The organism is Maribellus sp. CM-23 (assembly GCF_021354595.1).
Taxonomy (GTDB): Bacteria; Bacteroidota; Bacteroidia; order Bacteroidales; family Prolixibacteraceae; genus Draconibacterium.
The window spans coordinates 364,861-383,577 of sequence record NZ_JADWYJ010000001.1 but is presented as its reverse complement, the minus strand read 5'-3'; the positions used below and the strand labels follow the sequence as shown (position 1 = coordinate 383,577).

Sequence of the window (18,717 nt, the reverse complement as noted above, 5' to 3'; positions counted from 1 at the left end):
ATGTTTGTCTGTTGATTTTGAAAGATAAAAATTAAAGTTCACAATACAATCCGTCGTTTGTCAGATTTTTGCAGGGGTAGCGCCACGATCCGTTGGGAATCAGTCTTTCTGCTTCTTCCGGCCCCCAGGTTCCGGCCGGGTATCCGTAAATCGGAATTTCCGGGTTGGTTTGCCAGGCGTTGATAATTGGCTGAACAAATTTCCAGGCCTGTTCAACTGCATCACCCCGGGCATAGAGTGTTGCATCGCCGATCATGCAATCGAGCAAGAGGCGTTCGTAAGCTGCCGGAACCGTTGTGTTGGCCAAATCAGAATAATGAAAATCCATGTTGACGGTTTGCACATTAAAACCGGCGCCCGGAGTTTTCATGCCAAATTTCAGCAAGATGCCTTCATCGGGTTGAATCCGGATGATCATTTGGTTATGGCTGTGCTGATCGTTGTTGTTCCCAAACAAATGGTGCGGCACTTTCCGGAAAGTGATAACGATTTCGGTAACACGTGTAGGGAGTTTTTTCCCGGTCCGGATCAGAAACGGAACCCCTGCCCAGCGCCAGTTGTCGATAAAAAATTTCAGCGCAATAAATGTTTCGGTTCTCGAGAGGCGGTCCACGCCTTCTTCCTCGCGGTAGCCCGCAATCGGTTTCCCGCCAATGGTGGAACCGGTGTATTGGCCGCGAATCACATATTTTGAAACTTCGTTTTCACGAATGGGGCGAAACGACTGGAATACTTTCAGAATCTCGTTACGAATGGCGTCGGCTTCCACAACAACAGGAGGTTCCATGGCTACAAATCCGGTTACCTGCAACAGGTGGTTCTGAACCATGTCGCGCAGTGCACCCGAGTGGTCGTAGTATCCGCCACGGCTCTCCACGCCCAGGCTTTCGGCCGATGTAATTTCTACCCGCTCAATATATCTTCGGTTCCAAAGTGGCTCAAAAATACCGTTCGAAAAGCGCGTCACCAGCATGTTTTGCACCGTCTCTTTCCCCAGGTAATGGTCGATACGGTAGATCTGTTCTTCGGCAAAGTAATTCAACAGTTGAACGTTGAGTTCCTGTGCCGATTCAAGATCGGTTCCAAAAGGTTTCTCGACGATGAGACGGCGAAAAAACTGATCCGATTTTGAAAGCCCGTTTAAACATAACAGTTTGGGAATAACCGAATACAGCGACGGAGGAGTGGAAAGATAAAAAACATAGTTTTTTTCAATGCCCCCGGCATCAGCTATTTCATCCAAACGGTTTTTTAAGGGGATAAAATCGTCGGCCGTATTGTTTTGAACCGACTGGTAAAACAACATTTTTTTGAAATCGTCCAGCGATTCGTGGTCATCCAGAAATTCATCGGCGCGTTGGCGGAATTCTTCATCGCTCAGTTGGGAGCGCGAGGCACCCAGCACGGCAAATTTCTCCGGCAGCATTTTTCTTTTGTACAATTCGAAAAGTGCGGGGATGAGTTTTCGTTTGGTGAGGTCGCCCGAGGCGCCGAATATGATCAGAATCTGATTTTCTGACTGTTTCATAGCATTTGATTTTCTTGTTCAACACAATATACCAAAACATTGTTTTCGATGATGAAATATTGCATTCGATAGCGGGTGGTTTGATCGGAAAGTAACAATTGAGCCGTAAATCCGCCCTGGCGTCCGGGAATAAAGGTGTCGATAAGGATTTGCTCGTTGAATTGAATCCCTTCTGCGGGGCTGCATTTAAAAATCGCCTCTTTTGCTGCCCAGAAAAGCACCTTGGCAAACTGTTGGTTGTCCAGTTTTTCGATCAGCGCTTTTTCTTTATTACTTAAAAAACGCTTGGCAACACGATCCATGTTTCGGTCGCATTTTTCGATATCCACTCCTGTTTTTTTCCCTGAAAGGAACACAACTGCGTGGTCGGCCGAGTGCGAAATACTGATTTCGTGTTTTTCTCCCGGTAAAAACGGTTTCCCCGACGGGGCGTAATGTATTTCTGTTGTTTCTTTTTCCAGCGCCGACAATAAAATGCGCGTTGCTAAAAATTCCTTTTTCCGGCTTTCGGCTTTTATGCGCTGGTATTGTTTTTCTTCATTCTCGGAAAGCGACCGCAGCAGGAGCAATTGTTCCGGTGTTTCGGTAAGCTTCCAGATACCGATTTTCCCGTCAGCGTTTTCTATTTTTCTGACAAAAGGCATTACTCCCAGTTGGTGGTTTCAATCAGCCGAATCACATCGGGCTCCAGAAAATCGATGACCGGACGAAGTGAGTCGATATCAGGAACTTCGCGAATGTAAAAGGCTCCCCGCAAAAAGTGCTGTGTACTATCGGTCAGAAAAAACTGCATGGGTGAAGCTGCATTTCCACGAATGCGATAGATCGTGCCGTAAACATGGCTGGCGTTGTTGATAAAGATCTGTTCTTCGATCGAGCTTGCCTTAATCGAGTGCTCGTAAGCCAGCCTCCGGGTTTCTTCCATTAATTCGATCAAAAACTCGCGGTTTGTCTTTCCTGCTTTTTTCAGGTCGAAATACGAAATGTGAAATTCGGATTTGTTTTCCGGTATTTCGACGTTGATCCAGTAAGGTTCATTGGCGTTTCTCGAATCATGCTGAATCGACGAGTAATCCGGTATGTCAAATGAGTACGGGTAATTGCCTGGCAGCTGCGAGTATGTTTTCTCCGGAAAATCGATACGGAAATAACCTCTGGGCTTTGGGGTGTAATTATCTCCGCATCCGGTAAATAGCACAGCCAATAATAAAATCTTCCAAATCCTCATACTGATTGATTTTGTATAAAACGCGGAAAGGCAGGGTTTATTTAATCACTACCTTGATTTGTTTGATCCGGCGGTTGTCCACCTCTTTAATGGTAAAGGTGAACTGTTTGCATTTGATCTCTTCGTTTACTTTCGGAATTTCACCCCTTAATTCGAGTATCAGGCCAGCCAGCGTATCGGCATCGCCTTTTACATCATCAAATATTTGGTCGTCACATTCTGTAATACGGTAGAAATCGCCGAGTAAAACCTTGGCATCAAAAACATAGGTTTTGTCGTTGAGTTGGGTGAAGAATTTTTCTTCTTCATCAAACTCGTCGGTAATGTCGCCTACAATTTCTTCCAAAATATCTTCCAGGGTAACAATGCCGGAAGTTCCTCCGTATTCGTCGACCACAATCGCCAGGTGAATTTTCGACTTTTGAAACTCTTCGAGCAAAGAGCTGATCTTTTTGGTATCGGGTACATAAAAGGGCGGGCGAATCAGTGTTTGCCACTTGAAAGCCTTTGTTTTATGGCTGTGCGCTAAAATATCCTTGATGTACAGAATTCCGCTGACGTTGTCGAAACTGTCGATGTAAACCGGTATGCGCGAGTAGCCTGATTCGTTGATCACACGAATTACTTCGTCAAATTCGGTTTTTATATCGATCGCCACCACGTCAACACGCGATCTCATGATTTCGCTTACGTTCTTGTTCCCAAACTTAACGATTCCTTCCAGGATGTCTTTTTCGTCGGAAAGCTCGTGATCCGAAGTAAGCTCCAGTGCCTGCGAAATATCGTCCATCGATAAGTTTTTGTGGTATTTTTGCATTCTTCGGTTTACAAAGCCGGTAGAGAAGATAAGGAGGGAATTGATCGGGCGAAACAGTTTCTCTAGCGTTTGCAAAGGCAAAGCCATTGTTTTGGCAAAACGCAACGCAAAATGCGTGGCGTAAACCTTTGGGAAAATCTCCCCGAAAAGCAACAGGAAGAAAGTGATCAGAACCACCTGGAAAATGAATTCCAACACCTGTGCATCAACAAAAGTAACCAGGTTGTTGGAGATGTAGGCCGTCAAAATAATAATGCCAACGTTTACAAAATTGTTGGTTACCAGTATGGTGGCCAGTAGTCGCTCCGGGTTTCCAAGCAGCTCTGAAACCCGCTGGTTGGTTTTACTTTTCTTTTTAAGCTTTTCCTTTTCGGCAGCACTTAACGAAAAGTAGGCCACTTCAGACCCGCTAATCATTGCCGAACTCAACAACAACAGCAATACAATGATCAGAGCGATAAAAATCCCGGGAGTCAGCGGGTGAAATTCAATGTTCCAACCTTCAAAAAGGGTGGATGCAAGCGGCGGTTCTGTTTCCAAATTTCAGTTCATTTAATTAAAACGGTAAATCCTCGTCTCCTTCGGGTTCGTTAAAATCGGGTTCATTAACCTGCGAAGAAGGGGCTGATGCCTGCTGCGATGTATTGGAGCTGTTTCCGCCTCCCGAAGATTGATTGCCGGGAGCTGAGCCCAGTAATTGCATCACATCGCCGTATATTTCGGTCGTGTATCTTTTGTTTCCGTCTTTGTCGTCGTACGACCGGGTTCTGATTCTGCCTTCAATGTACAACTGGCGGCCTTTGGTTACATACTTTTCAGCCACATCGGCCAAACCTCTCCATAAAACAATGTTGTGCCATTCGGTGGTGGTTACTTTTTCGCCGTTTTTGGCGGTATACGTTTCGGAAGTGGCCAACGGAAAATTCGCTACTGCAACTCCACTGTCCAAATGTCTGATTTCGGGGTCTTTCCCTACGTTGCCTACTAGAATAACTTTGTTTACTGACATGATTTTTACTTTTTTTAGGTTAACATTTATTGGATGGATGAATTTTTCATCGTATTAAAATGTTCAATTACTATGGTATAAGATGCAACTCGCATGATATAGCTATTGTCGAATGCGTCAATAATTTTGTCATGCTCGTTTCACTTCTATTATTGTTCTAATTTATAATCTTTTAAAAAGAGTTCCACTAACCTGGGTACAGCAAATTTAGAAATATCTTTTTTATTTACCCGTAACAGAGGCGGACGAATCTCAGAATCTTCCGAAATTTCGAGCCGGATTAGGCGGGCCATAATAATACGGTGGCTTAATACATGTTTCTTTTCTCCGGAAACGGATAATATATTATAGTTGTCATGGTTCAGAAATGGAATTTGGAGGTTCAGAAGCTCCTTCTCGCTGAGTTCGCGCTCTGATTCAACCATTGGTAACTGGTAAAGATTTTTCCAGATATCGTTTCCGGTCCGTTTCTCCATAAAGATATCTTTCCCGGCTTCCAGTAAGAAATAGTAAAAGTAGCGGAGCGATTGCTTTGTTTTCTTTTCTTTCTGCGGAAGTACGTAAACCTGTTTGTTTAAAAACGCATGACAGGTTGAATGCAGCGGGCATTCCAAACAATCGGGCGACTGCGGTACACACTGTAAAGCTCCAAACTCCATCAACGCCTGGTTGTGTAATCCGGGATTTTTTTTATCCAGCAGTTCGGTTGCCAGCCATGCAAACTCCTTTTTTCCCTGTGTGGAATCGATGGCTGCCGATAACCCAAAATAGCGGGCAAGCACCCGGTATACGTTTCCGTCGATGGTGGGAAAGGGAAGAGAAAAAGCAATAGAGGCAACAGCGGCTGCCGTGTAAGGACCAATTCCCTTTAACTTTACTATTTCTTCATATGAGCGGGGGAAGGTTCCCGCGTAATCGTTTACAATGGTTTTTGCAGCGGCATGCAGGTTTCGTGCCCGCGAATAATAACCCAGTCCCTGCCATAGTTTTAACACCTCGTCTTCATGTGCCGAAGCCAGGTCGCTCACCGTTGGAAACCGCTCAATGAAACGGAGATAGTAGGCTGTTCCCTGAGCCACCCTTGTCTGTTGCAGGATGATTTCGGAAATCCAGATCTTATAGGCGTCATTTGTTTGGCGCCATGGTAAATCACGGTGGTTAAAATGATACCACTTATATATAGCTGTTTTGAATTCTTGCATATTAATAGCTAACCCACTTAAAATCTTGATTAAAACTAAAATAATTTAATTGAAATGCTTTCCGGTGTTTAAAATATTTTTATTTTTGCAAACTCGAATAAAAACGATTAATATATTGAAAATTAAATATTTTAAGAGATGACTAAGGCAGATATTGTAAATGAGATTTCGAAAGAAACTGGAATTGAAAAAGTAACTGTTCAGAAGACGGTAGAGGCTTTCATGGAAACTGTAAAAGATTCACTTGTGGATGGAAAAAACGTTTACCTGAGAGGATTTGGTAGTTTTGTAGTGAAGCAAAGAGCAGAAAAAACAGCCAGGAATATCTCTAAAAACACTACTATTATTATTCCAGCTCACAATATTCCTTCGTTTAAGCCAGCGAAAACATTTGTATCTGAAGTTAAAAACCAAGTAAAAAAATAGAGTTATGCCAAGCGGGAAAAAAAGAAAAAGACACAAGATGGCCACTCATAAGCGCAAAAAAAGATTGCGTAAAAACAGGCACAAGAAGAAAAAATAGGGTTTTAGTCTGCTAAAACTCTGAGAGATATGGTTAAACCTAAGGTAGTTAATGCCTTAGGTTTAATCTGTTATAAATAGTTGTATTAACCTTATAAAAATTACGTTCTAAAATTTAGGTTGTGAGTAGCGATTTAATTATTGATGTAACTCCTTCCGAAATTGTTATTGCTTTACAGGAAAATAAAAAGCTTGTAGAACTAAGTAGAGAAAGAAGCGGGGCAAAGTTTGCTGTCGGAGACATTTATCTCGGAAAAGTAAAGAAAACAATGCCCAGCTTAAATGCAGCGTTCATTGACGTCGGTTACAGTAAGGATGCTTTTTTACATTACCTTGACTTGGGGCCACAATTCGCCACGTTAAACAAATTTTTGCGAATTGCTTCGTCCCGAAAAAACAAAGTTTCTTCCATCTCGCGGATTCAATCCGAACCCGATATTGACAAGGAAGGTAAGATAAATGAGCTTTTAAAGGTAGGTCAGAAAATTCTGGTACAGGTTGCTAAAGAACCTATTTCGACCAAAGGTCCCAGACTGACTTCCGAAATTTCGATCGCAGGTCGAAACCTGGTTTTGATGCCGTTTAGCGACAAAATTTCAGTGTCGCAAAAAATCAAAACCAACGAAGAAAAAAGCCGGTTAAAAAAACTGGTACAAAGTATTAGACCCCGAAAGTATGGGGTGATTATCCGAACCGTAGCCGAGGGTAAAAAAGTTGCCGAACTCGATCAGGAACTGCGCCGTTTAGTCGATAAATGGGAAACTACTTTTAACAAGCTTCGCAAAGTTCAGGCTCCTTCGCTGGTAATTGGCGAAATTGACCGAACAACAGCTTTATTGCGCGATATTTATCATCCTGACTTTAACAGTATTATTGTAAACGATCAGTCGGCGTTCGACGAAGTTGCCGATTACATAGGTAGCATTCAGCCTGACAAACGAAAAATTGTCAAGTACTACAAAGGACGACAGTCTATTTTCGAGCATTATGGCATCGAAAAACAAATAAAGGCCTCGTTCGGGAAAACAGTTTCCTTTAAAGATGGTGCCTATTTAATTGTAGAACATACTGAAGCGTTTCATGTAATAGATGTTAACAGTGGAAACCGCGCAAGAGCCGGAAACGACCAGGAATCAAATGCCCTGGAGGTAAACCTGGCAGCCTGTGACGAAATAGCAAGACAATTACGGTTGAGAGACATGGGTGGAATCATCGTTATTGATTTCATCGACATGCATGTGGCTACCAATCGCCAGAAAGTAAATGATTACATGCGCGAGGTGATGGCCAACGATCGGACTAAGCACAACATTTTGCCACTTAGCAAGTTCTGCCTGATGCAGATTACGCGACAAAGAGTAAGACCGGAAGAGAAAGTAGAAACGGCTGAAGTTTGTCCGACTTGCAATGGAACTGGTAAAATTGTGCCCTCTGTTTTATTTGCCGATGATATTGACGGCAAAGTACGATATGCTCTGAGAGAGCTGAATAAAAAGAAATTACAACTCAAAGTTCATCCATATGTTGCGGCTTACCTAACAAAAGGTTTTAAAAGCAAGCGCAATCAATGGTTTTTTAAGTACCTGAAATGGGTGGACATTGAATGTAACAGTGCATATTCTTTTTTGGAATATCACTTTTACGACGAGAACCAGGAAGAAATTATTTTATAAAGAAAGGCCGTTCATGCAGAACGGCTTTCTTTTTTACTGAAAGTGGCATTTTGCCCGGGTAAATAGCCGATAGATGAAAGTTCCCTTCCGGATTCAAAAAATAACTTAAAAAACCTATCGGAATATGATTTGTTTATTGAAGTATTTATATTATTGCATGTATTTTTGTGACACATTTTAGAAAAAATATGGTATGAAGAAAATAACTTTTGTACTCGCACTTATTGTTACCACTTTACTTGTTCAGGCTCAAATCGTAAATCCTACCAAATGGAGCTTTGATTCCAACCAAAACGGAGACGAGGTTGATTTGATCTTTGAAGCCACCATCGACGATGGCTGGCATTTGTACGATACCGATCTTCCGGAAGGTGGCCCCATAGCTACCACTTTTGTTTTTGAAGATTCTACCTTGTTCGATTTTGTCGGAAGCATTCAGAAAGATCCCGTACCCGAGATTCATTTCGACGAGACCTTTCAAATGAACGTTGGTTATTTTGGCGGGAAGGCCCTGCTTACCCAGAAGATAAAACTGAAGTCTTCCGCCCCGGTGGAAATAAAGGGCTACGTACTTTTTATGAGTTGTAACGATGAAACTTGTACGCCTCCTGAAGAAAGTGAGTTTTCTTTCAAATTTAACCAGAATGCCAAAGCGGCAGAAACAACAGAAGTTAAAAGTACTGTTAATGAGACCGGGGCATCAGCTTCGGCTGGCGGTCAATCACTGTGGCTTTTTATTCTGATTTCGGCTTTGGCTGGGTTTGCGGCTATTCTTACTCCCTGTGTGTTCCCGATGATCCCAATGACGGTTTCGTTTTTTATGCGTGGAAGTGAAAACAGGGCCAAGGCAGTTCGTACCGGTCTGTTTTTCGGCTTGTCGATCGTAGCCATTTTTACGCTGCTTGGAGCACTGTTTTCCATTGGTATTTTTGGCCCGAATGTGGGAAATATCTTAAGTACCCACTGGATTCCCAATCTGTTGTTCTTTACTCTTTTCCTGGTTTTTGCCATTTCATTCTTTGGCGCATTCGAGATGGTTTTGCCCAATAGCCTGGTGAATAAAACCGATTCACAAGCTGATAAAGGAGGGCTTGTCGGAGCTTTCTTTATGGCACTTACTACGGTAATTGTTTCGTTTTCGTGTACCGGACCTTTTATTGGTGCGTTGATTATTGAAGCAGTACAGCACGGAGGAATGCGCCCGTTGATCGGAATGTTCTTCTTTGGGTTGGCTTTTGGAACTCCGTTTGCCATGTTGGCAATTTTCCCGTCGGCCCTTAGCAAGCTGCCAAAATCGGGTGGATGGCTTAATTCCATTAAAGTTGTTTTTGCCTTCATCCTGTTGGCGTTTGGATTAAAATTCCTGAGCAACATCGATCAGGTTTATGGCTTTGGAATTTTAAGCCGCGAAATTTACCTGTCGATTTGGATTGTGGTGTTCTTCCTGTTGGGAATGTATTTTATCGGAAAAATCAAGTTTTCACACGATAGCGACCTGCCTTATGTGGGAGTAGGACGCTTGTTTTTGGCAATCGCAACTTTCACCTTTGTTGTGTATTTGTTTACCGGTCTTTTGGGAGCGCCGCTGCGTACAATCTCAGCATTGATACCGCCGGCCAGCGAACAAAGTTTTGTAATGGGAGGCACTGCTTCTGCCGGTCATGCGACAGCCCAACAGGCGGAATGCGGCCCGGCCAAATATGGCGATAAGCTTCATTTGCCCAACGGACTGAGCGGCTATTTCGATTACGAACAAGGTTTGGCTTGTGCCAAAGAACAGGGAAAACCTGCACTGGTGGTATTTAAAGGCCATGCCTGTGCCAACTGCAAAAAAATGGAAAATTCGGTCTGGCTGAATCCGGATGTCATGAAAATGATGTCGGAGAAATACGTAGTTATTGGTTTGTATACCGATGATCGTACCAAGTTGGATGAAAGCGAATGGGTGACTTCGAAAGAAGACGGCAAAGTACTAAAGACGCTTGGCAAAAAAAATCTGGATATTCAGATTTCAAAATACGGAACCAACAGTATTCCGTTTCATGTAATTGTTGAACCAGATGGAACAGAATATGAATTGGGGGTTACTTTTAAAGAGGAGGAATTCAAAAGCTTTCTTGAAAAAGGTTTGGAATAAATTGAAATGATTATAGAGAAACCCGGGTCGGAAGATCCGGGTTTTCTTTTTTGCAGAGGTCTGAATTTCGGTATACCTTTAGGAGGTATTTAAAACAGCATTGAAATGAGAACAGATGTACTTTTCTGGAACGTAGATACGCAGGTGGATTTTGTAGAGCCCGAAGGAAAGCTTTATGTGCCCGGTGCCGAGTTGTTGAAACCGGTTTGGGAAAAGATATCTGAGCTCGCAAAGGATGAAAACATTCGGGTGATAAGTACTGCTGATTTTCATTACAAGGGCTCAGCCGAACTTTCTGTAAATCCCGACTTTGTCAAAACCTTTCCTGAGCATTGCATGGCTCATACCACGGGCGCCGAATATGTTGCCGAAACCACTCCCGAAAACCCGCTGTTTTTTGATTGGGAAAAGGAATATGCTTCGTTGGAAGAAGTAAATACAGCTCGGGAAATTGTGATCCGAAAGGATGCATTTGATGTATTTATGGGCAACCCGCATACTTCTGAAATTCTGAAGTTACTTTCACCGCAGGAAGTGATTGTTTACGGGGTAACCACCAATGTTTGTGTAAACGATGCCGTTCTGGGCTTGGTGAAAAAGGTTGAAAAGGTTTATGTGGTAGAAGACGCGATTAAGGAATTACCCAATATCCCGCTTCCTTTTGAAAACTGGAAAAAGCTGGGAGTGCAAATGATCAAATTTGAGGAGCTGAAAGAACAAATCAAAAAAGAACGCAGATAACGCTGACTTAACGGATCGTCACTAATATTTTCAGTGATTATCTGTAGAGTCTGCGTCATCTGCGCACCAATGATCTATTTCTTCGACTCTTTGCAAGCCTCGTAAATTCCTTCAAATATTGCTTTTACATCCGATGCGGCCACCGCGGCGAATGCAACTCTCAGCACGTTGCCAAGGCTAATCAAGCCAATGCTGTATTTCTGAATCAGCAACTGGCGGATTTCTTCTCCAACCAGGCCGTCGCTCAATTGTACGCACATGAAGTAGCCCGAATTGTAAGGAATCGCTTCAAAATATTCTTTGTATTTTTCTTCTTTTAAAGCTTCTTTTACTGCGTCGTAGCGGCGTTTCATAATGTCGTACTTCGCTTCTTTTTGCGTGGTATATTCTTCGCTTTCAAACGCTGCCAGCAACAACGACTGTGAAATATTGGCTGCATTCGAAATATTGCCACGGATAGCACCGGCCGTCTTCGATTCAAGCGCACCATACAATGCGGCGTCACCGCCCTTAATGCCATAGGTCATAAAACCAACCCGGAAGCCCCAAACATAGTCTTCCTTGGTAGCTCCGTCCACTTTTACGGCCAGTACATTTTCGTGTAACTGGGCAAGCGGCGTAAAAATACTTTCCTGCGCAATGCCTTCTTCGTAAACCAAGCCAAAATAAGCGTCGTCGGTAATGGCAACGATCTTATTTCCTTTGTTTGCCGCTTTTTTTATGATGGCAATAATGGCATCTTGTTCTTCAACAGTTGGTGTATAACCTGAAGGGTTGTTCGGGAAATTCAGAATCACAACTTTCTTTCCAATACCGCCTTCATTCAGTTTAGCTTCAAAAGCCTCCAGATCCAATCCTTCGTTTTTAAACAGGTTATATTTGGTAAGGGCACAGCCGTACATGCTGGTAAGTGTGAGGTTGTAATTTCCCCAAAACAGATCAGGTACAATTACCTCGTCTTCGGGATCGCAGAACATATAACCGGCCATACTGATTCCATGTGTCAAGGCATTGGTTACAACCGGCAAACTCAGTTCAACACCGTTCAGCGAAGGATTCTTTTCGTAGATCATGCTTTTCCACTTGGCGCGAATATCGGGGCGGCCAAAACTCGGAGCATAGGGAAATACGAGTCCCGGGTCCATATTGATTTTGGAGGCAATGGCTTCCAAACGCATGGGCGTGCCGTCGTCTTCAATGGCAGCACCAATGGTCGCATTAATTTTTGTGCCTTTTGCTTCGGCTGTTTGTCCTAAAATTCCCTTTTTCGGAAAGAAAATATTTTTCCCCCTTTCGGAAAGCATGTCAAAAACAATCGCACTTTTTTCCTGAATAATGTTGTTAAGCTCTGCAGCCTGTGGATTCATAATAGCCATTTTCGTTAAGTCTGTTTATACCTGAAATATTTTTCTGCAAGATAGAAAATAGAGTTATATCTCCTTGAGAAGTGTCAGCAAGTTGAACGTATTTTTGATAAATTGCTAACATATTGAATAATGAGCTTGAAATATGTCGCCGTCGATCCGGTTCAGTTATACATGTTTCATTTTTTATCTCCATCACAATACTCTGCATATGAGGCATTCAATCAGAACTCCAGCACAAATTCGGTTTGTATTCCGGGTTTCGAATCGGCTTTTAACCTGCCGCCATGCAGCAACATAATTTGTCGCGAAAGACTCAACCCAATTCCGGAACCCGATTCTTTGGTGGTAAAAAAGGGCACAAAAATCTTATCCATAAGTTCATCGGGGATTCCCGGCCCGTTATCCGTTACCGATATCTGTACACGTCCTTCTTCGTTGTAGCCTGCTTTTATGTTGATCTTCCCGTCATGACTGTCTTTCAGCGACTCCAGCGAATTTTTAAGCAAGTTGATCAATACCTGCGAAATTTGCTTTTTGTCAGCTGATATTTCAAGTTCGGCAGGGTGCTGGCTCCAGTCGATTTGTACTTCCTTGTTTAGCGGTTCGTAACGGATAAGGGTGATAATGCTCTCCAGGAGTTGGCCGACTTTGATGGTCTTCTTCTCGGGTGGCGGAATACGTGTTAGTTTACGGTAAGTATCCACAAAGCTGATCAATCCGCTTCCCCGTTCATTAATGACTTCAAGCCCCTTCATTGTATTCGCGATTATTTTTTCGGAAGGTGTGGCTCCGTCAAGGTTTCTGAAATAGCCCAGAATGGTTTGAGAAAGCGAGGTAATCGGGGCCACCGTATTCATGATTTCGTGTGTCATTACCCGGATGAGCTTTATCCAGCTTTCCAGTTCCTTGGTGTCCATCTCGTTTTTTATATCGTGGAAAGTCACCAACTGAAGATGATCGCTGGCGGTTTTAAACTGAGTGGATTTTAACGAGAGTTGGATCAACCCGTTTTTGTTATTGAAACTAACCAGGCGGTTGTCGCCGGGCTGTAATTCTTTTAAGGTAGTAAAGAGTTTTTTATCAATTCGGATGATCTGGTTGATGTGGGTAAGATGTTCGTGTCCGAGCAGGTTTTTGGCTGCTTTGTTTGCCAGAAAAATGGTTCCTTTTTCATTGTAGGTAATTATTCCGGTAGATACATGTTCCAGGATGGTTTGGAAATACTGTTCCTGTTCGCGTAGCTCGAACTTAATGGTTTTTATCAGCTCGTTTACTTTATTCAGCCCCGAATTTAGTTCGTTTAAAGACCTGCTGCCTGTTTGTGCCGGAAAGTTCAGGGTGGAGTCTTCGTTTCGGATGGCATCAAAAAAATAGGCGATTTTTCGGTTGGTACGGTTCAGAAAATTGATCAGTTCTGCAATTTGAATAACCAGTACCAGCAGTAGAAAAACGGCGAGAACGTACACTTTTGCGTGAAAGATCATCCAGCTAAAAAGCAAGGCATTTCCCACCAGCAAAAAAACGCGGATGATGATTTGTCGGTTTATGTGCTGACTGACCATTTCTTAAAGGTTGTATTTTTTCATTTTGTTGTACAGTGTTTGCCGGGTAATCCCGAGCTGTTCTGCTGCTGCCGACAGGTTGGAGCCGGTTTTCTGCAACATTTTCACAATCATTTTTTGCTCCATTTCCTCAATGGTTCCATCAAAAATATCGCCCATCCCCGGCATTACGGGCTTAAAAAAGAAATCATCGGGCGTAAGCTCTTTCTTATCCGATAGAATAACGGTTTTTTCGATGGTATGCTGAAGTTCGCGTACATTGCCCGGCCACTGGTAGTTGGCCAGTTTCTGAAGCCCCGCTTCGGAGATGTGCATTTCGGGTTTCCGGTATTTGTTGCAATAGATTTTCAGGAAATAAGCAGCAATGGCAACAATGTCTTCCCTGCGTTCGCGCAGCGGAGGAATTTCAATGTGAATGGTGTTGATACGGTAAAGCAGGTCTTCGCGGAAAGCACCGTCGGCTACCATTTCATCCAGGTTACGGTTGGTGGCGCAAATCAGCCGGATATCAACGGGAACTGTTTTGTTGCTGCCAATGGGCGTAACTTCGCGGTTTTGCAAAGCAGCCAGTAATTTGGGTTGAAGGTGAACCGGCAGGTTTCCGATCTCGTCCAGAAAAAGAGTTCCTCCGCTGGCGTTTTCAATTTTTCCGGTCCGGTCTTCCCGGGCATCGGTAAATGCCCCTTTTTTATGTCCAAAAAGCTCGCTTTCGAAGAGTGTTTCGGCGATGGCACCCATATCCACATCCACCATAATTTCGCCGGCCCGTTTCGAGTGCCGGTGTAGTTCGCGGGCAATCAGTTCCTTGCCGGTTCCGTTGTCCCCGGTAATCAGTACGTTGGCATCGGTTTGTGCCACTTTCCGAACCAGTGCCAGCAATTCGCGCATTTGTGGCGATTGGGCAATAATAAAATACCGGTCTTTGTTGATTTCACTCTTCAGCGCACTTTCCTTGCGTTTTAATTGCTTGATTTCCTTTTTGGATTGCTGAAGCTTGTATACATTCAGCAAAGTGGTACGTAGCTTTTCATTGTCCCAGGGTTTCAGGATAAAATCGGAAGCGCCTTTTTTGAGCGCTTTAACCGCCAGTTCCACATCGCCATAGGCAGTAAACAGTACTACTTCCATATCGGGGCGTAACTCCTGTATACGCGAAAGCCAGTACAGCCCTTCGTTTCCGGTGTTAACACCTGCCGAGAAATTCATGTCGAGCAAAACCAGGTCGTAGTTGCCACTTTCGATCAATGAAGGCAAGAGGTTGGGATTGGCGATGGTTTTAATTTCATCAAAATCATCTTGCAGAAGTATCTCAAGTGCGCTTAAGATACTTTTGTTATCGTCCACAATCAGTAGTTTCCCTTTGGTCATTTTTTGTTATTTATGTGGCTGAAGCCAGTCTTTTTGTTCTTTGTATTCCGTTGGTTGAAACCAACGGTAATTCATCAACCTGTTTTCTTGTTTTAATATTTTCGTTCACTTCAGTGAACGGTTATCGTGAAACACAAAATCAGGGCTTTAGCCTCATTGGCCTCTTTCTTCGGAGAGGTAGTTCCAACCGTATTTTTCCATGAACATTTCCACTTCTTCATCAAAAGATTTTTTCCCGTGATGCTCTTCCTGTTTGTCAATATATTTTCTTACTCTTTCAATATGACTTTCACTTACACTAACTGCCCAGAAATCGTCTTGCCACGAGAATTTATAAGGGATCAGCTCATTTTTGTTGATCCAAAAAGAAGATTCTCCTTTGATTAATTGAGCTATTTTGCTAATTGTCTGCTCTTTCCCAATTGAGATTAAACAATGAACATGTTCTTTATGGCCGCCTACTTTATCCAACCATATTTCTTTTTCTTTTGCATTCTCTGATAGGTGGTAAAATACCTTTTTCCTGATTTCCCGCGTGTTCAAAAAAGGAAACCTATCTTTTGTGGTGAAAACCAAATGTACCCATATTCTTATCCAACTCATTTTTTTGTTTACAGGTATAATTTAGAAAGATGCGGCTCAACTCGGTTATTTTATTCTTCGGAATCTGGTAATTCAGCATCCCGTTTTCTGATTTCAAACCAACAACTCCTTCAAAGTTAACTTGTGCCAAAAATATTTCAAACCGCGTGTCTAATTATTTGACATATTTTGTAAAATTATTTTACAATCAGTCATTTGAGATTTAATATTTATATGGGTAATGCGTTGGCTTGTAGTTAAATATGATTCGTGGCATTTTTTTGGCACTAATTGAGGACGATAGTATAATAACCGGATATGAATATCAATAAAATAATAATTTCAGTACTACTCTTATCCTTTGGATTTGGTGCCGCGGCACAGCAGGAATGGAAACTTGAAGAATGTATTCAGTATGCCATTGCCAACAACCTGGATGTAAAGAAAAGCGGTATTCAGAATGAAATAAACAAGGAAAGCCTGAACCAATCGAAACGAAACCTTCTGCCAAGTATTTCAATGGGGGCAAGCGGATCGAATTCCTACGGTAAATCGCTTGACCTTGATAAATACGAATACATAAATATGAGCCAGTTCTACAGTAGTTTTGGTTTGTCGGCCGGGATCGACGTTTTCAGGGGTTTTACGCGGCAAAACACCATTTCGTACCGTAAAATGAACTACCTGGCCGGTTTGGAAGACGAGAAAATGCAAAAGTACAACCTGGCCTTTACCGTAATGCAGGGCTATTACAATGCGGTTTACTATTATGGTTTGGCAGAAATTGTAAAAGAACAAAAACAATTGTCGGAGATGAACCTGAAACGTACCCAGAAACAGGTTGACCTCGGGCTAAAAGCCAAGTCGGACCTGCTGGAAATGGAATCGCGGCTGGCCAAGGAAGAGTTGATCCTGATCCAAACTCAGAATTATTATAAAACGGCTATGCTCGACCTCAAACAGGCCATGAATTTTGATCCGGGCACTGATTTCAGCATCGATTTGCTAACACCCGAAATTGGCATAGCGGGAGCGGAAGCCAGACCTGCATCCGATATCTTCACCGGGGCTTTGGATTTTTACCCCACCATTAAAGCGCAGGAACTCAGGACGAAGGCTGCGCAGAAAAACCTATCCATTGCAAAAGGAATCCTGTGGCCAAGCCTCACAGCTTCAGGCGGATATTCGTCGTATTACTTCAAAACAAAGGGCAGCGACAATACGGCTACCTTGCGCGACCAGTTTAAAAACAATGCAGGCCAATCTGTTGGTTTATCCCTTAATATTCCGGTTTTTCAGCGCTTTGGATTGCGGTCGGATGTAAAGCTTGCACGTTTGAGTTATTTGCAAGCCCAAACCGAATTGGAAAAAACATCGCAGGAACTGCTAAACGAGATCACCCAAAATTCGCAGGAATTGGAGTCGTTCATAGCTGAATATAATCAGCTGGTAAAACAGGTTGATTTTGCACAGGTTGCCTACGATGCGGCAGAGAAAAAACTGGACCAGGGGCTTATTAGTATTATTGAACTGTATGATTCAAAAAATATTCTGGCCCAGGCCAAAAGCGATTTACTAAGAACAAAACTTCAATACACCATCAAGCAAAAAACAATTGATGTGTACCTTGGAAAGCCCGTGTTTGGTTTTCGTCAGTAAACAATTAAATAGAATAAAAATTATCCTGAAAATATTTCTGTTATGGCAATGGATCGAAAAATAGAGAAGAAAAAAGGCATCAGGCCCAAACACATTATTTATGCCGTTGGAACACTTGTGTTTCTGTTTCTGATCGTAAAATTAATAATGAGTTCGGGTGTTTCTTCGTTGCGGGTTGACCCGGAAAAAATAACGATTGAAGAGGTGGCGCAGGGGAATTTCGATGATTACATCCGCACCAATGGGGCTGTTCAACCCATTTCAACCATTTACCTCGATGCTGAAGAGGGGGGGCAGGTGAAAGAACGCTTGATTGAAGAAGGAACCATGCTAAACAAAGGTGATGTAATACTGGTGCTGGAAAACCGGTCGTTGTACGAAAACATTATGAACAGCGAATCGAACCTGGCGCAAAAACAAAACATGTTGCGGCAAACGCGCATTAATTTTGAAACCCAGCAGATTGAGTCGAAAAGAAATTTATTGAATTCAGAATACGAAATCATTAAAAAGAAAAGGAACTTTGAGCAACAAAAGGCGCTTTACAACGACGAACTGGTTTCGAAAGAAAGCTACCTGCAGGCAAAGGAAGATTACGAATATGCCATTCAACTGGAGGAAATTAACCGGCAAAAAGCGGAGAACGATTCGATGATTCGTGCCAGCGAAATGATCCAGTTGGAGGAGGACCTTCAAAAAATGCAGAAGACGCTCGACCTTGTTTACGAACGGCTTGATAACCTGAATGTAAAAGCCCCGGTTGACGGGCAGTTGGGAATGCTGGATGCCGAAATCGGGCAAAGCATCGGGAAAGGCCAGCGCATTGGGCAGATTAACGTACTGACTGACTACAAAGTGGAAGCAATGATTGATGAACATTACATCGACCGGGTAAAAAGAAGCCTTTCGGCAACGATCGAACGCCAGGGAAAGATTTTCAACATGGTGGTAAAAAAGGTATATCCCGAAGTGCGGAATTCACAATTTAGAATTGATCTCGTCTTTTCGGGTGAGCGTCCTGATAACATCAGAACCGGGCAGACTTACTACATCAACCTGCAATTGGGGCAGCCCGAGCAATCGACATTGGTGAGCCTGGGCGGATTCTTTAACAGTACCGGAGGCCAGTGGATATACGTGGTGGATCCGTCGGGAAGTTTTGCCACCAAGCGCTCCATCCGTATCGGGCGCAAAAACCCAAAATACTACGAAGTGCTGGAAGGCCTCGAATCCGGTGAAAAAGTAATAACTTCAGGTTACGACTTGTTTGGAGATAACGACAAGTTGATTTTGAAATAGAAAAATTATACTAAAACAATAAA

The 18,717-nt window shown here is 43.0% G+C and carries 16 protein-coding genes; 6 read left to right on the top strand and 10 right to left on the bottom strand.

Annotated elements, in window-relative coordinates; genetic code table 11:
* Positions 1–31 precede the first annotated feature (31 nt).
* From zwf to mutY, 6 genes are all read right to left on the bottom strand, one after another.
* Entirely contained in the window at positions 32–1,528 is a 1,497-nt protein-coding gene (zwf, locus tag INQ51_RS01405) for a glucose-6-phosphate dehydrogenase (protein WP_233376113.1), read from the bottom strand.
* On the bottom strand, positions 1,525–2,172 hold the full coding sequence (locus INQ51_RS01400; RefSeq protein ID WP_233376112.1) for a 4'-phosphopantetheinyl transferase family protein: 648 nt from the start codon (positions 2,170–2,172) through the stop codon (positions 1,525–1,527). The genes zwf and INQ51_RS01400 overlap by 4 nt, the downstream gene beginning before the upstream one ends.
* Positions 2,172–2,756 carry a gliding motility lipoprotein GldD gene (locus tag INQ51_RS01395; RefSeq protein ID WP_233376111.1) on the bottom strand — a complete coding sequence of 195 codons (585 nt, stop codon included), beginning with the start codon at positions 2,754–2,756 and terminating at the stop codon, positions 2,172–2,174. The genes INQ51_RS01400 and INQ51_RS01395 overlap by 1 nt, the downstream gene beginning before the upstream one ends.
* A 37-nt stretch (positions 2,757–2,793) precedes the next feature.
* Positions 2,794–4,113 carry a gliding motility-associated protein GldE gene (gene gldE, locus INQ51_RS01390; protein ID WP_233376110.1) on the bottom strand — a complete coding sequence of 440 codons (1,320 nt, stop codon included), beginning with the start codon at positions 4,111–4,113 and terminating at the stop codon, positions 2,794–2,796.
* A 16-nt stretch (positions 4,114–4,129) separates the two neighbouring features.
* Entirely contained in the window at positions 4,130–4,582 is a 453-nt protein-coding gene (locus tag INQ51_RS01385) for a single-stranded DNA-binding protein (RefSeq protein ID WP_233376109.1), read from the bottom strand.
* A 149-nt stretch (positions 4,583–4,731) separates the two neighbouring features.
* Positions 4,732–5,784: an A/G-specific adenine glycosylase gene (gene mutY, locus INQ51_RS01380; protein ID WP_233376108.1), complete on the bottom strand. Its 1,053-nt coding sequence runs from the start codon at positions 5,782–5,784 to the stop codon at positions 4,732–4,734.
* Positions 5,785–5,922: 138 nt separating this feature from the next.
* On the opposite strand from mutY, the gene INQ51_RS01375 reads away from it, so the two are divergent.
* From INQ51_RS01375 to INQ51_RS01355, 4 genes are all read left to right on the top strand, one after another.
* On the top strand, positions 5,923–6,210 hold the full coding sequence (locus INQ51_RS01375; RefSeq protein ID WP_119437983.1) for an HU family DNA-binding protein: 288 nt from the start codon (positions 5,923–5,925) through the stop codon (positions 6,208–6,210).
* A 218-nt stretch (positions 6,211–6,428) separates the two neighbouring features.
* The gene (locus tag INQ51_RS01365) at positions 6,429–7,979 is read left to right on the top strand and encodes a ribonuclease E/G (RefSeq protein ID WP_233376107.1); all 1,551 of its coding nucleotides are present in this window, start codon (positions 6,429–6,431) and stop codon (positions 7,977–7,979) included.
* A gap of 193 nt (positions 7,980–8,172) precedes the next feature.
* Positions 8,173–10,116, top strand: coding sequence for a protein-disulfide reductase DsbD family protein (locus tag INQ51_RS01360; protein ID WP_233376106.1), 1,944 nt, complete (start codon positions 8,173–8,175; stop codon positions 10,114–10,116).
* A gap of 105 nt (positions 10,117–10,221) precedes the next feature.
* Positions 10,222–10,857 (top strand): cysteine hydrolase family protein, encoded by a 636-nt coding sequence (locus INQ51_RS01355; RefSeq protein ID WP_233376105.1) that lies wholly within the window; start codon positions 10,222–10,224, stop codon positions 10,855–10,857.
* A gap of 74 nt (positions 10,858–10,931) precedes the next feature.
* On the opposite strand, the gene INQ51_RS01350 is transcribed toward INQ51_RS01355, so the two are convergent.
* The 4 genes from INQ51_RS01350 to tnpA form a co-directional block, all read right to left on the bottom strand.
* Positions 10,932–12,224 carry an aminotransferase class I/II-fold pyridoxal phosphate-dependent enzyme gene (locus tag INQ51_RS01350; RefSeq protein WP_233376104.1) on the bottom strand — a complete coding sequence of 431 codons (1,293 nt, stop codon included), beginning with the start codon at positions 12,222–12,224 and terminating at the stop codon, positions 10,932–10,934.
* 221 nt (positions 12,225–12,445) lie between these two features.
* Entirely contained in the window at positions 12,446–13,786 is a 1,341-nt protein-coding gene (locus INQ51_RS01345) for a sensor histidine kinase (RefSeq protein ID WP_233376103.1), read from the bottom strand.
* Positions 13,787–13,789: 3 nt separating this feature from the next.
* Positions 13,790–15,154 carry a sigma-54-dependent transcriptional regulator gene (locus INQ51_RS01340; protein WP_233376102.1) on the bottom strand — a complete coding sequence of 455 codons (1,365 nt, stop codon included), beginning with the start codon at positions 15,152–15,154 and terminating at the stop codon, positions 13,790–13,792.
* Positions 15,155–15,307: 153 nt separating this feature from the next.
* Positions 15,308–15,757 carry an IS200/IS605 family transposase gene (tnpA, locus tag INQ51_RS01335; RefSeq protein ID WP_233376101.1) on the bottom strand — a complete coding sequence of 150 codons (450 nt, stop codon included), beginning with the start codon at positions 15,755–15,757 and terminating at the stop codon, positions 15,308–15,310.
* 297 nt (positions 15,758–16,054) lie between these two features.
* Between tnpA and INQ51_RS01330 the strand changes: the two genes are divergently transcribed.
* On the top strand, positions 16,055–17,395 hold the full coding sequence (locus INQ51_RS01330) for a TolC family protein (RefSeq protein WP_233376100.1): 1,341 nt from the start codon (positions 16,055–16,057) through the stop codon (positions 17,393–17,395).
* Positions 17,396–17,437: 42 nt separating this feature from the next.
* Complete coding sequence (locus INQ51_RS01325) at positions 17,438–18,694, top strand: efflux RND transporter periplasmic adaptor subunit (RefSeq protein WP_233376099.1); 1,257 nt, start codon at positions 17,438–17,440, stop codon at positions 18,692–18,694.
* The last annotated feature ends 23 nt before the right edge of the window (positions 18,695–18,717 follow it).

What these genes read in the sequence shown, in the direction of transcription:
- INQ51_RS01345 (WP_233376103.1), bottom strand. Translation starts at nt 13,786, where the DNA reads ATGGTCAGTCAGCACATAAACCGACAAATCATCATCCGCGTTTTTTTG.
- INQ51_RS01385 (WP_233376109.1), bottom strand. Translation starts at nt 4,582, where the DNA reads ATGTCAGTAAACAAAGTTATTCTAGTAGGCAACGTAGGGAAAGACCCC.
- INQ51_RS01350 (WP_233376104.1), bottom strand. Translation starts at nt 12,224, where the DNA reads ATGAATCCACAGGCTGCAGAGCTTAACAACATTATTCAGGAAAAAAGT.
- tnpA (WP_233376101.1), bottom strand. Translation starts at nt 15,757, where the DNA reads ATGAGTTGGATAAGAATATGGGTACATTTGGTTTTCACCACAAAAGAT.
- zwf (WP_233376113.1), bottom strand. Translation starts at nt 1,528, where the DNA reads ATGAAACAGTCAGAAAATCAGATTCTGATCATATTCGGCGCCTCGGGC.
- INQ51_RS01375 (WP_119437983.1), top strand. Translation starts at nt 5,923, where the DNA reads ATGACTAAGGCAGATATTGTAAATGAGATTTCGAAAGAAACTGGAATT.
- INQ51_RS01330 (WP_233376100.1), top strand. Translation starts at nt 16,055, where the DNA reads ATGAATATCAATAAAATAATAATTTCAGTACTACTCTTATCCTTTGGA.
- INQ51_RS01395 (WP_233376111.1), bottom strand. Translation starts at nt 2,756, where the DNA reads ATGAGGATTTGGAAGATTTTATTATTGGCTGTGCTATTTACCGGATGC.
- INQ51_RS01340 (WP_233376102.1), bottom strand. Translation starts at nt 15,154, where the DNA reads ATGACCAAAGGGAAACTACTGATTGTGGACGATAACAAAAGTATCTTA.
- INQ51_RS01400 (WP_233376112.1), bottom strand. Translation starts at nt 2,172, where the DNA reads ATGCCTTTTGTCAGAAAAATAGAAAACGCTGACGGGAAAATCGGTATC.
- mutY (WP_233376108.1), bottom strand. Translation starts at nt 5,784, where the DNA reads ATGCAAGAATTCAAAACAGCTATATATAAGTGGTATCATTTTAACCAC.
- INQ51_RS01360 (WP_233376106.1), top strand. Translation starts at nt 8,173, where the DNA reads ATGAAGAAAATAACTTTTGTACTCGCACTTATTGTTACCACTTTACTT.
- INQ51_RS01325 (WP_233376099.1), top strand. Translation starts at nt 17,438, where the DNA reads ATGGCAATGGATCGAAAAATAGAGAAGAAAAAAGGCATCAGGCCCAAA.
- INQ51_RS01355 (WP_233376105.1), top strand. Translation starts at nt 10,222, where the DNA reads ATGAGAACAGATGTACTTTTCTGGAACGTAGATACGCAGGTGGATTTT.